General features: G+C 31.4%; 16 protein-coding genes and 1 pseudogene. 15 read left to right on the plus strand and 2 right to left on the minus strand.

Annotation, left to right across the window (positions count from 1 at the left end):
• Positions 1-25: 25 nt before the first annotated feature.
• From dnaX to M2475_RS03225, 5 genes and pseudogenes are all read left to right on the plus strand, one after another.
• On the plus strand, positions 26-1,957 hold the full coding sequence (gene dnaX, locus M2475_RS03205; RefSeq protein ID WP_277489543.1) for a DNA polymerase III subunit gamma/tau: 1,932 nt from the start codon (positions 26-28) through the stop codon (positions 1,955-1,957).
• Positions 1,957-2,265, plus strand: coding sequence for a YbaB/EbfC family nucleoid-associated protein (locus M2475_RS03210; RefSeq protein WP_277489544.1), 309 nt, complete (start codon positions 1,957-1,959; stop codon positions 2,263-2,265). Before dnaX ends, M2475_RS03210 begins: the two co-directional genes overlap by 1 nt.
• Complete coding sequence (recR, locus tag M2475_RS03215) at positions 2,265-2,858, plus strand: recombination mediator RecR (protein WP_277489545.1); 594 nt, start codon at positions 2,265-2,267, stop codon at positions 2,856-2,858. Before M2475_RS03210 ends, recR begins: the two co-directional genes overlap by 1 nt.
• 202 nt (positions 2,859-3,060) lie before the next feature.
• Positions 3,061-3,216 (plus strand): annotated as a pseudogene (locus M2475_RS03220) (DUF3781 domain-containing protein); the annotation flags it as partial.
• A complete protein-coding gene (locus M2475_RS03225) occupies positions 3,213-3,683 on the plus strand; it encodes a GyrI-like domain-containing protein (protein ID WP_277489546.1) in 471 nt (156 codons plus the stop codon). The pseudogene M2475_RS03220 and the gene M2475_RS03225, both read left to right, overlap by 4 nt.
• A 104-nt stretch (positions 3,684-3,787) precedes the next feature.
• On the opposite strand, the gene M2475_RS03230 is transcribed toward M2475_RS03225, so the two are convergent.
• On the minus strand, positions 3,788-4,633 hold the full coding sequence (locus tag M2475_RS03230) for a patatin family protein (RefSeq protein WP_277489547.1): 846 nt from the start codon (positions 4,631-4,633) through the stop codon (positions 3,788-3,790).
• A gap of 146 nt (positions 4,634-4,779) precedes the next feature.
• On the opposite strand from M2475_RS03230, the gene M2475_RS03235 reads away from it, so the two are divergent.
• The 4 genes from M2475_RS03235 (at position 4,780) to M2475_RS03250 (ending at position 6,978) form a co-directional block, all read left to right on the plus strand.
• A complete protein-coding gene (locus tag M2475_RS03235; protein WP_277489548.1) occupies positions 4,780-5,103 on the plus strand; it encodes a cyclic-di-AMP receptor in 324 nt (107 codons plus the stop codon).
• Between the two features lie 88 nt (positions 5,104-5,191).
• The gene (locus M2475_RS03240; RefSeq protein WP_277489549.1) at positions 5,192-5,791 is read left to right on the plus strand and encodes a nitroreductase family protein; all 600 of its coding nucleotides are present in this window, start codon (positions 5,192-5,194) and stop codon (positions 5,789-5,791) included.
• A 62-nt stretch (positions 5,792-5,853) separates the two neighbouring features.
• Entirely contained in the window at positions 5,854-6,492 is a 639-nt protein-coding gene (locus M2475_RS03245; protein WP_277489550.1) for a TetR/AcrR family transcriptional regulator, read from the plus strand.
• Positions 6,493-6,501: 9 nt separating this feature from the next.
• The gene (locus tag M2475_RS03250) at positions 6,502-6,978 is read left to right on the plus strand and encodes a flavodoxin domain-containing protein (protein ID WP_277489551.1); all 477 of its coding nucleotides are present in this window, start codon (positions 6,502-6,504) and stop codon (positions 6,976-6,978) included.
• 48 nt (positions 6,979-7,026) lie between these two features.
• Here the strand turns inward: M2475_RS03250 and M2475_RS03255 are convergent, their stop codons facing one another.
• Positions 7,027-7,881: a DMT family transporter gene (locus M2475_RS03255; protein ID WP_277489552.1), complete on the minus strand. Its 855-nt coding sequence runs from the start codon at positions 7,879-7,881 to the stop codon at positions 7,027-7,029.
• Positions 7,882-8,003: 122 nt separating this feature from the next.
• Here M2475_RS03255 and M2475_RS03260 point away from each other — a divergent pair, with 122 nt between their 5' ends.
• The 6 genes from M2475_RS03260 (at position 8,004) to M2475_RS03285 (ending at position 12,753) form a co-directional block, all read left to right on the plus strand.
• The gene (locus M2475_RS03260; protein ID WP_277489553.1) at positions 8,004-8,402 is read left to right on the plus strand and encodes a DUF1934 domain-containing protein; all 399 of its coding nucleotides are present in this window, start codon (positions 8,004-8,006) and stop codon (positions 8,400-8,402) included.
• Complete coding sequence (gene argS, locus M2475_RS03265; protein WP_277489554.1) at positions 8,389-10,032, plus strand: arginine--tRNA ligase; 1,644 nt, start codon at positions 8,389-8,391, stop codon at positions 10,030-10,032. The genes M2475_RS03260 and argS overlap by 14 nt, the downstream gene beginning before the upstream one ends.
• A gap of 10 nt (positions 10,033-10,042) precedes the next feature.
• Positions 10,043-10,330, plus strand: a complete 288-nt coding sequence (gene rpoE, locus M2475_RS03270) for a DNA-directed RNA polymerase subunit delta (protein WP_277489556.1) — start codon at positions 10,043-10,045, stop codon at positions 10,328-10,330.
• Between the two features lie 152 nt (positions 10,331-10,482).
• On the plus strand, positions 10,483-12,054 hold the full coding sequence (gpmI, locus tag M2475_RS03275; RefSeq protein WP_277489557.1) for a 2,3-bisphosphoglycerate-independent phosphoglycerate mutase: 1,572 nt from the start codon (positions 10,483-10,485) through the stop codon (positions 12,052-12,054).
• A gap of 73 nt (positions 12,055-12,127) precedes the next feature.
• Positions 12,128-12,268 carry a hypothetical protein gene (locus M2475_RS03280; RefSeq protein ID WP_277489558.1) on the plus strand — a complete coding sequence of 47 codons (141 nt, stop codon included), beginning with the start codon at positions 12,128-12,130 and terminating at the stop codon, positions 12,266-12,268.
• Between the two features lie 14 nt (positions 12,269-12,282).
• Positions 12,283-12,753, plus strand: a complete 471-nt coding sequence (locus tag M2475_RS03285) for a GNAT family N-acetyltransferase (RefSeq protein ID WP_277489559.1) — start codon at positions 12,283-12,285, stop codon at positions 12,751-12,753.
• The last annotated feature ends 116 nt before the right edge of the window (positions 12,754-12,869 follow it).

The raw sequence follows: 12,869 nt of genomic DNA on the forward strand, positions 1-12,869 counted from the left end.
ATTTAAGAAAGAAGGTAAAAAACATATGGCATATAAAGCACTTTATAGAACCTATCGTCCAGAAGGTTTTGAAGATATGGCTGGACAAAAACATATTATCAAAACATTGGAAAATGCAGTAAACAATAATAAGATAGCACACGCCTATTTATTTTGTGGGCCAAGAGGAACAGGAAAAACATCAACTGCAAAAATCTTTGCGAAAGCAGTAAACTGTCAAGGCGAGGTAAAACCTTGTGGGATGTGTGAAAGTTGTAAAAGTGTAAATGAAGGAATACATCCAGATATTATTGAAATTGATGCAGCGAGTAATAATGGTGTTGAAGAAGTGCGTAATCTAATCGATAAAGTAAAATATGCTCCTATTAAAGGAAAATATAAAGTTTATATTATTGATGAGGTTCATATGATGTCACAAGGAGCGTATAATGCTCTATTGAAAACAATTGAAGAACCACCAGCACATGTCATTTTTATTTTCGCAACAACAGAGCCATATAAAGTATTACCAACTATAATTTCAAGATGTCAGCGATTTGATTTTGCGAAAATTAGTCCAAAAGAAATTATCAAGCGTTTATCCTTTGTTTGTGATAAAGAAGGAATCAAATACGAAAATGGAGTATTAGAGATAATTGCTGAGTTAGCTGATGGAGGAATGCGGGATGCATTGAGTATTCTAGATCAATGTTATGCATATGCTCCTGAGAACATTAAACAAAAAGATGTATTTGATATTTATGGAATTCTTACAACACAGGAAAAAATAGAGATATTTGAATATATTAAAAAGAAAAACACTGCAGAATTAATGAATAAGATAAATCAATTGGATCAACGAGGCGTAGATATCAAACGATTAACAAGTGATTTAGTAGAACTGCTAAAAGAAAAAATAATTTATGATTATACAAAAGACGAAACAATGCTTGTTTCTCTTACAAAAGAAACAGTAGCAACACTAAGTGCAGGTTTGGATGCAAAAGAGAGCTTAGAAATGATTGATGTTCTAATGGATAGTTATGAAAAGTATCGCAATGCATCTAATATAATTTCTTATTTGGAAATAGCGCTACTAAAAATGATGGGAATTGTTTCACGTGAAACATTTGAAGAAACACCAATATTAAGAGTAGAGAAAGAAGATAGAGAAGTCATTGATGCTCCAAAACCAATTTTTGAAGAAAAAGAAGTGGTTGAACCAGTAGTTGCTGATGAACCTATTGAAATAGAGGAAGAAATATCAGAAAGTGAAGAAATACAAAGCGAAGAAGTAAAACCAGTGGAAGAGCAGGAACCTTCACAGGTAGAGGAAGTAAGCAGTGAAAATGCTTTGTTTGAACAATCTGAAACAGAACCCGAAGAAGATAATTCATATATTCTTGGAGAAACAGATATTGAACAAACTGATAAAGACTATGAAGAAGAAATAATTGAAACGATTGATCAGGTTGCTGAAGAATACGTAGAGGATAAACCAAGGGAATTTAAAACTTTAGATGATTCTTATATTCTTCAATTATTAGTGAGTGCTAATAAGAAAGAAAAAGAAGAAGATAAAGAACAGATGAAAGGTATTTATGATTATAGACTTGATTTAGATTATGCAAAATATGCGAATTTGTTAGGATCAAATGAAATTATTGCAAGTGGAGAAGGCTTCTTAATCATGTGTACCAATTCGCAAGCGTTGGCAAATGAAATCAATGAATTAGATAAACAGGGAGAATTTATTTCTTTTATAAATCTATTAATAAAGAAAAAGAAAAAAGTATTTGCTATTACGAATGTTCAATATGAAAGAGTTGTTGATGAATTTAGAAATAAACAAAGAATCAATGCGTTACCTGAACCTATCATCGTACAGGTTAACGATATAGAAGAAGAAAGAGATGAAACAATGGAATCATTAAATATTTTATTTGGTAAGAATATTGATATTAAGGAGGATGAATAATGGATTTAAATGCATTAATGAAACAAGCACAGAAGATGCAAGATGATTTACAGGAAACCGAAAAAGAATTAAAAGAAAAAAAATATACGGAAAGTGTTGGTGGAGGTGTTGTGGAAGTAACACTCAATGGTCACTTTCAATTAGAAAACGTTTCTATAAGTGATGAATTATTAGAAAAAGATAATAAAGGTGTTGTAGAAGATTTGGTTCAATTAGCTATAAATAAAGTGTTAGAACAAGCAACCAAAGATAAAGATGAAAGGATGGCAGCATTGACTTCTGGTATCAATATGCCAGGAATGTTTTGATGTATCCAAAGAAGTTTGAAAATTTAATTGATTGTTTGCGTAAACTTCCTGGGGTAGGATTAAAAAGTGCAGAACGTTATGCCTTTGATATGTTGGATTATTCTGATGAAGATATAGAAGCCTTCATTGAAAGTTTACAAGGATTAAAAGATTCTATTCATCGTTGTGAAAGATGTGGTAATCTTGCTGAAGATACACTTTGTGATATTTGTAAAGATGAGAGTAGAAATCAAAAAGTAATCTTTGTAGTGCAAAACCCTAAAGATGTGGTTGCAATGGAAAAGACAAATGAATATCATGGGTTATATCATGTATTAAATGGAGTAATCTCAACTTCGAAGGGAGTCATGCCAGAAGATATTAATCTAGCATCACTATTGGAGCGATTAAATGATCAAGTAGAAGAAGTAATAATCGCTACAAATCCAACAGTAGAAGGGGAAACAACAGCATTATATATATCAAAGTTATTAGAGAATAAAAATATTACTGTGACGAGAATTGCGCATGGCTTACCTATGGGAGGTCATTTAGATTATGCAGATGAGTTGACCTTAATTAAAGCATTAGAAGGCCGTAATAAAATGAAATAGGAAATGAATAAAGTACACCTTGTGTTATGCAAGGTGTATTTTGTTTATGACTAAAACACAATATCTATCAAAACTTTAAAGAAACAAAAATATCAATTCACGGCCATTAAATAAGCCTTTAGATTTACATTGTGGTGTTAATATGAGAATGATATAATTGAATATGAAGTATAAATAAACGGATTGTAAATTGAGGTGTCAGAATATAGAAAATGTGATTAAAAGGTGCAAAGAAAAAATTAGGCTTTCCAATGCGGAAATCAAAAGAAAAGGAAAAAGCAGGTATATAATGAATGATAATTGTATTTTTACAGTAAATGCGTATAGTTATACCATGATTACTGCTCATAAAAAATGATGAATTATTCTATAAAGGAATTAAACGCATTTTCAGTTATCGGACAGGAAATAGAAGTTACTAAGCATCAAAAAAAGAATATTCAAATTAGTACACAGTTTTGGAGAAAGTTTAATAGTAATTTAAAAAAATCACATCTTTCACAATCGGGGAATTGGGTAAAATATGCTTTTATGGAAAGAAGAAACGGGAAACTTTATTATTTTTGTTCTATTCCAAAGAAGACAATTACTCCAGAGGGCTTTCTGTATAAAGAAATACCTTCTTATAAATATTTAGTTGCACAACATATTGGTGCCATGGATAAAATATATGAAACTTATAGAAAGATATATCAAGAAATTATTCCTAGTACACCATATACGCCTATAAAAGATGTTATCCTACACTTTGAAAAATATGATCACCGTTTTCATTGGAAAAGAGATAATTCAGTTATTGAGATTTGGATACCTATTCAAGATTAAATTCAATTCTATATCTATATACATAAAGCAGTTAGATCTAGGACTAACTGCTTTTATTTGCATTAATAAAAACCTCTAAAGCTTTCACTTTAAAGGTATACAAGTTATTTTAAAAAACTTAGTAAATCATCATAACTATCTTTCGCATCTTGATAGCCTTGTTCATATAAAGAGCGTAATTTTTGTTTGTTTTTTTCTAATTGTGATATTTTCACTTCACTCTGTGGTTGAATAACAAATACTTTCTTTTGTCTTTTCATCAACTCAATATAGTTAAGTGTATTGTTGTAATTGAGATGTCGTTCTTCAACCGCCTTTACAAAGTTTGGATACTTTTTAAATTGTTTACGAATCAATGGCATTAAACGGTTTTTTCCTTTGCGATATGCAGGATCACGAGTAAGAATTAATACATGCTTCTCATAACCTAAACTTTCAGCATAACGAAGTGGTATAGAATCAGCAATTCCACCATCCAATAATTTTCTACCATCGACTTCAACAATTGGAGCTAATAGGGGTATAGAAATACTAGCCTTTAAGTAATCGATATCTGTATACATATTAACTATATTGCGGTATACAGGCAATCCTGTTTCAACATCACTGGAAACTGCAATTAGTTGAGCTTTATTGTTGTGATATGCTTCATAGTCAAATAAATTTAGTTTGTTAGGAATATCATCAAACATAAAGTCCATCCCAAAAGCACTTTTTGTCTTAATCAAATTTCGAAAACTTAAATAATCACTTCCATCAAGATAGTCGGTATTTATCTGAAAGTTCCTTCCTATTTGCTTTGATAAATAATTACAGCCATGACAAGAACCTGCACTTACACCAATGACGGTTTCGAATTCAATTTGCTTTTCTAAAAGAAAATCAAGAACACCTGCAGTATAAACGCCACGCATACCTCCACCTTCTAAAAGTAAAGAAGATTTATACATAAATATCACCTCTATATAGTTTCAAATGATAACAAAAAAATCTGAAATTAACAAGTATATATTAATGAAATGAAAAAAGATTTGCTAGTTAAAACGTAGACTTGTTTTAAAGAAGTTGATATAATTTAGTAAAGGAAGTGAAAGATATGAAATTAATTTTAGCAATTATGTCAAATGATGATAGTCACAGTGTTTCAAGTGCATTAACAAAGGATAATTTCCAAGTTACTAGATTGGCAACAACAGGTGGATTTTTAAGAGCTGGAAACACAACTTTAATTGTTGGAACAGATAACGATAAAGTTGATCGAGCAATTGAAGTAATTGGAGAATACAGTAGAAAGAGAACAGAAGTAGTACCTTCAACAGCATCTTATGATATTGGTCGTTTTGCCTCATTCCCTGTGGAAGTACAGGTAGGTGGAGCAACTATATTTGTATTAGATGTAGAACAATTTGTGAAGTTATAAAAAGACGCAAGTCTTTTTTTTTGAGCACTTTCATGGCATTAAAAACAGGTGATGTTATAATGAAGACACATAATAGGAGGATATTTATATGAAAACAATTTTGGATAGTATTAAGGATAGAAGATCAATTTATACAATAAACGATAATCCAGTATTAAAGGATGAAGAATTAGAGAAATTGATAAAGGAAGTTACAAAACATGTTCCATCACCTTACAATATGCAAAGTCAAAGGGTTGTATTGTTGTTAGGGGAAGAACATCATAAATTATGGAACATCGTATTAGAAACACTTCGTAAAATGGTTCCAGAGGAAAAGTTTGGAACAACAGAAGCAAAAATTAAAACAGCATTTGATGCAGGATATGCAACAATTTTATATTTTGAAGATGAAGATGTAGTAAAGAGTATGGGCGACAAGTTTCCATCATATCGAGAAAACTTTAATACGTGGTCAACTCAAGCAAATGGAATGTTGCAGTATGCTTTATGGACAACCTTAGAATCTGAAGGATATGGAGCATCATTGCAGCACTATAACCCAATCATTGATGATGAGGTTAAAGAAACGTGGAACTTACCAAAGTCTTGGAAGTTATATGCACAAATGCCAATTGGAAAACCAACAGGGGAACCTGGAGATAAAGAATTTATGCCAATTGATGAAAAAGTAAAAGTATTTAAATAATAGCTGGTCCAAAAAGGATCAGCTTTTTTTGACATATATAAAATAATGGAGTATTATTAACAGTGTTAATAAAATTAACGATGTTAATGAAAGGTGATGATAATTTGAGTAAGCGAAGAGTGGAAGAGAAGCAAGCAATGAAGGTGAAGATTCAAAACGCTGCTATCGAAATAATAAGAAGTGAAGGGTATGATAAATTATCGTTACGGAAGATTGCTGCTAAAATAGATTATTCAGCAACCAATATTTATAATTATTATCAAAATAAGGCAGATATAATTAAAAGTATAATTATTCGCAAATCAACAGAAATTGTGGAAACGGTTGATAAGGAATTAAAGAAGAAACAAAACTTATCAATGGAAGAGCAGTTTCGATGGTTAGTACGTATTTTCATAGAAACAATGATTGATGATCCTGAACAAGTAAGAGCAGTTTTTCAAACAGGAATCAATATTTATGCAGATTATGAATTGGATGAAGAGAATATTGATGGAGAACCTAAAATATTACAATTTTTAAATGAAGGATATCAACAAGGTGTTTTTAAACAGATGAATGAATCAACAGCAGTACTAATCATAGTGAATTTGTTAGGGGTTGCTTCTTATATTTTAAATAATCAAATAAATGATCCAAAACAAATTGATTTACTTATTGAAAATGAAAGTAATATATTATTAACAGGTATTTTAAAGTAAGGAGATACAATGAAAACATTAATACTATATGGAAGTAAGCATGGATGTACAGAAGATGTAGCAAATACACTTGCAAAGCAACTTAATCGTCCTGTAGAAGTAAAAAACATTGAAGATGCTAATGTAGATTTAAGTTCATATTATAATATAGTCTTAGGAAGCTCTATCTATGCTGGACAAATGAATAAGAAACTCAAGAAATACATAAAGGAACATGAAGCAGAATTAAAAGAAAAAGCAGTATCGGTTTTTTTATGTAGAGGACAAGCAGATGATCAATTTGATAAAGTGTTAAAAGAAAACCTTCCTGAGATATACGATAGTATAAAATATAAAGGAGACTTTGGGGGAGAGTTTCGTAAAGATCGAATGGGATTCATGGAAAAGAAATTAATTAATATGATTTCAAAAAAAACAGGTGGTGAAGAACCTATTGTATCAGCAAGTGCTATTCAGATGTTTGTAGAAAATTTAAATAATGAATAAATAAAAAGCTAGTATGGAAGAATGAAGTTAATTCTTTATACTAGCTTTTTAAGTTGCGAATGTGGGTCGTTTATATTCTACAATAAGTACAGCACTTAGCATAAGAGCACCACCAAGGATGGTAGAGGGCTCTAAGGGTTGTGATAGGATAATGGTGCTTGCTAATGTTCCTATAACGGCTTCCATTGTTAGAATTAGGCTTGCACGTGATGGTTCTACATGAGTTTGTCCATACAATTGTAATAAGGATGCAATGGCACTGCTGAATAAGGCAAGATACAAAACACTTTCCCATCCATTGCTAGGAATTGTGGTTTGTTGAAAGATTGGCATACAGATTAACGATAGTGTTCCCATCGTAAGAAGTTGAATACAAGTGATGGAAAGTGGATCCCCATGAGCTCCACATTTTTCATTGTAGATAATTTGTAAAGCAAAGAACAATGCACAAAGGATTAATAAGATATCACCTGTATGAAAGCTTAAAGATTCATTGAAGGATAAAACGGCAGTACCTAATAAAGCAAGTATTCCAGCGAAGTATATTTTATTTTGAATATGTCTTTTTAAAAAAATACGAGAAATAAAGGGAACGAAAAGAACATTAAGTGTTGTTATAAAAGCGGTATTGGGAATCGATGACAATTCTTGTCCTGTTGTTTGAAAAGCAAAGCCAAGGAAAAATAAGACACCATTGGTGATTCCTAGAGTCAATGTAGTTTTATTTTTATACCACTTTTTCTTAAAGGATAAAAAAAACATAAAGGCACCACCAATAAATCCACGCATCATTAAAAGTGGAAAAGGTTGCCATCCAGCACTTAGTGCTTGATCGACAAAGATAAAACCTAATCCCCATAAAATGGTAGTTATAACGAGTGAAATGGTTGCCTTTTTTTCCATGAAATAGAGCTCCTTTAAATATGATTTGAATATGCTCATTTTAACATAATTAAAGAATTATACAAATTTTACTTGCACTACTATAATGATATGCTATAATTCATAAATGATAAGAGAAAATTATGATAAAAAAGTTACATGTAAAACATCGACATCGATATAATAATGAAGAAGCAGTATTATATAATGGAGAAGTAACATTCAACATTTATGATGATTATGAAGAATTATTATATAAAGAAAACGATGGTGCGAAAGTTAAAGTTCATCTTTATGAAGATCATATGAAAATCATCCGTAATGGTGAAATTATTTCAAATTTAAAATTTGTTGTTGATAAGAAAACAAAGAATATTTTAATGACACCATACGGTGATTTGGAAATTGAAATTTATACCTATGAATATCATAAGGAACATGATAAAATAATCGTCGAATATGATGTTCTTTCTTCTAGTGAAGAAAAGGATGGATACCGTATAGAGTTTTCTATTGAGGAGGAGCGCAGTGAGTTCAATTGATATGAAATTAAAAGAAGCGATAGCAGATAGTTTCAAAAATGCTTTTGATCTTGAAATTGCATCAGAAGATGTTGTGATTGAGATACCAAAAGACAAAAGTCATGGGGATTATGCTACAAACGCTGCAATGAAATTTAGTAAGCAAGTAGGTAAAGCACCAAGAGATATCGCTCAAATGATTATAGATACAATAGATAAGGATAAGGCATCAATTGATAATATGGAGATTGCTGGACCTGGATTTATTAATTTTACGATGAAAAATGATATGTTGACGAACATCATAAGTGTCGTATTAGAAAAAGATGATCAATATGGAAAAAATAATATAGGAAATGGGTTAAAGGTAAACTGTGAATATGTAAGTGCTAACCCAACTGGGGATTTGCATTTAGGACATGCTCGTGGAGCAGCATGGGGAGATAGTGTTACTCGCTTGATGAAGGCTAGTGGCTATGATGTAACTCGTGAATATTATATTAATGATGCAGGAAATCAGATTATTAACTTAGGAAAATCTTTGTATGCACGATATGCTGCTGTCTTTGGAAAAGAAGTAGCTTTACCTGATGATGGATACCATGGTGATGATGTGAAAGCTATTGCTGAAAATATCGCTAAAGAAGTTGGTGACATCTATTTAGAAATGAATGATCAAACTTTAGAATTTTTCAAATCCGAAGGAATTAAGTTTGAAATGGATAAGCTTAAAAAAGATTTGAAAAACTTCCGTGTTGAATTTGATGTTTATTCAAGTGAACAAGCAATTCGTGATGCTGGAAAAGTAGAAAAGGCAATTGAAACGCTTTCTTCTTTAGGAATGACCTATGAAAAAGATGATGCATTATGGTTTGAAACAACTAAATTTAATGATGATAAAGACCGTGTACTTAGAAAAAGTGATGGATCTTATACATATCTAGTACCAGATATTGCATATCATATCAATAAGCTTGATCGTGGATTTGATAAAATGGTTGATTTCTTAGGAGCCGACCACCATGGATATGTTCCACGTTTAAAAGCAAGTATTGAAGCTCTTGGAAGAGATAGCAATATGCTTGAAGTTGATATTATCCAGATGGTTAGACTTGTTGAGAATGGTGAAGAAATCAAAATGAGTAAACGTTTAGGAAATGCAATTACGCTTCGAGATTTATGCAATGAAGTTGGTGTAGATGCAGCACGTTACTTCTTTGTCCAAAGGGCACTAGATACACACTTTGATTTTGATATAAGCTTGGCTAAGAAGGAAAACAATGAAAATCCTGTATATTATGCACAATATGCACATGCAAGGATTTGTTCAATTCTAAAAGCGAGTGATATAGATCAGCAAGCAGATAACTATGAATTGTTAACACATGAAAAAGAAGTGCAATTATTAAAATACATAAATGAATTTACAAACGTAGTTGGCGATGCTGCTAAAAATAGAGCACCTAATAAAGTGTGCAATTACATTCAAAAGTTGGCTTCATTATTCCATAGCTTCTATGGATCTTGTAAAGTAAATGATCCAGAGAACCAAGTATTGAGTGCACAACGGATGGATTTATTAAAAGCATGTAAGATAACATTAAAAAATGCTTTATATCTTATAGGAGTTGAGGCTCCTGAGCAAATGTAGGAGGATTAATATGGGACAACCTATGATTGATATCGCGTTCGATATATTAAGCAACAAAAAAGAATCTATGGTCTTCATTGAATTGTGGAACAATGTAAGTGAAGAAAAAGGACTGACAGAAACACAAAAAGAAGATAAGATTGCACAGTTTTATACTGACTTATCATTGGATGGAAGATTTGTGAATATGCAGGACAATAAATGGGATCTAAAATCTCGTCATCGTTTAGAAGAAGTAAAAAAGGTAAGTGCTGAAGAATTAATCGATGATGAAGAAGATGAAGTTGATGAAGATTAAAAAGGTTAAGTTAAATAGTAAGATTAACCAATAATAAATAAATGAAAGACAACTGAAACGGTTGTCTTTTCTTGTGAAATAATAAATAAATAGGTATAAAAGTTGAATAAAAAATGATATATTAATAGAGTATCTTAGGAGGAGTTCTAGACATGAGTAAAAAACCAGTAGTATTAGTAGTGATGGATGGTGTTGGAATAAATGAGAGTAAGTATGGTAATGCAGTTACCAATTCTTATACACCAACACTAGATAGATTGTATGAAACAAGTCCATATACAGCAATTAAAGCACATGGAACCGCTGTTGGATTACCAAGTGATGGAGATATGGGAAACAGTGAAGTAGGACACAATGCTTTAGGTTGTGGACAGGTTTATTCACAAGGAGCAAAACTTGTAAATGAATCAATTGAATCAAAAGAATTATTTAAAAGTGAAACATGGAAAGCATTAGTAGATAACTGTAAAGATCATGGTGTTATGCATTTTCTTGGATTATTGTCAGATGGGAATGTACATTCTCACATCAACCATTTGTTTGCTCTTCTTGAAGAAGCAAAAGCTGGTGGTGTAAAAGAAGTAAGAGTACATATTTTATTAGATGGACGTGATGTTCCTGAAACAAGTGCTCTTGAATATGTAGATGCACTTGAAAATAAATTAGCAGAATTAAATAATGATAATTTCCATGCAATAATTGCTTCAGGTGGTGGAAGAATGACGATTACAATGGATCGTTATGAAGCGAACTGGCCAATGGTAGAAGCAGGATGGAAAACACATGTACTTGGTGAAGGAAGACAATTTGCTTCAGCAAAAGAAGCGATTGAAACATATCGTCAAGAAACAGGTGTAATCGACCAAGATTTACCAGCGTTTGTAATCGCTGAAAAAGGTGCACCAGTAGGAACCATTAACGATGGCGATTCGGTAATTTTATTTAACTTTAGAGGGGATCGCGCACAAGAAATTTGTTTGGCTTTTGAAAAAGAAGACTTTACAAAATTTGATCGTGTAAGAAAACCAGATGTAATGTTTGCAGGAATGCTTCAATATGATTCAGATTTAGGAATTCCAAATAAATTTTTAAATTCTCCACCAAAGATTGAAAACACATTAACAGAATATTTAGTTAAAAATAATATTAGCGAATATGCAATTAGTGAAACACAAAAATTTGGTCACGTTACGTATTTCTGGAATGGAAATAGAGCTGAAAAATTTGATGAGAAACTAGAAACATATTATGAAGTACCAAGTGATGTAATTCCTTTTGAACAACGTCCTTGGATGAAAGGTGCAGAGATTACAGATAAATTAATCGAAGCAATTGAAACAGGAGAATATGATTTCTTACGTGTAAACTATCCAAATGGAGATATGGTTGGTCATACAGGAAATTATGCTGCTACAATCGTAGGTGTTGAAACAGTTGATTTACAATTAAAACGTCTGATGGATGCAGTAGATAAGGCTAATGGAATTATGTTAGTAACAGCAGATCATGGAAATGCTGATGAAATGTATGAAAAGCCAAAAAAGGAAGATGCACCAATCAAAGCAAAAACTTCACATACACTTAATCGAGTACCATTTATAATATATGGTGCTGATGTGAAAATAAAAGATGGTGAATTTGGATTAGCAAATGTAGCAAATACAGTTGTAAAACTTCTTGGTCTAGAAAACAAAGAAGATTGGGAAGAAAGTATTATTGAATAAATTTAAAGGGTTATAAAGTAACCCTTTTTAATATGATTGAAACAGCATATAATATATATAGGATAAAGCTATTATGAAAGATAAGTCACCAGGTTCAAAAGAAGAAATAAATAAAAAAGGGATGCAGTTGCGCAAAGATGCCATTGGTTTTTCTTTGGGTATTTTATTGGTGATTATAATCATGACGCTTTTATATATCCTTTTCGAAAAATAGTTAGAGGTGGAAAAATGAAAATACGCTACGCAAAGCGAGATGATGTAAAGACCATTTTAGATTTGATTATTGAATTGGCAGTTTATGAAAAATTAGAACATGAAGTAGTAACAGATGTTGAAACATTAGAGGAATGGATTTTTGATAAAGAAAAAGCAAAGGTGTTAATAGGTGAAGTAGATAATAAAGTAGTGGGGTATTGTTTATATTTTTATAATTTTTCTACTTTTCATGGAAAAGCAGGAATTTATATTGAAGATATCTATGTGAAGAAAGAACATCGAGGACAAGGTTATGGAAAGCTGTTCTTTAAAAAAATTGCAGAAATAGCAGAGGATGAAGGATGTCCTAGAATAGAATGGTCATGTCTTAAATGGAATAAACCGAGTATAGATTTTTATGAGTCTTTAGGTGCTGAAGCACAAAATGAATGGATTGGTTTCCGTTTAAGTGGGAATAATATAAAAAAATTAGCAGAAAAATAGGCCAACAAAAAGATCGATAAATGATGTGAACCCCCAAAGTTAGACAATAAACTAACAAAGGGGGTTTTTCTTATGAAGTTGACTAACGAAATTAAAAAGAAGATTGTTTTAGAAAA

Origin of the sequence: Breznakia sp. PF5-3 (genome assembly GCF_029504745.1) — a bacterium.
Lineage (GTDB): Bacteria > Bacillota_I > Bacilli_A > Erysipelotrichales > Erysipelotrichaceae > Breznakia.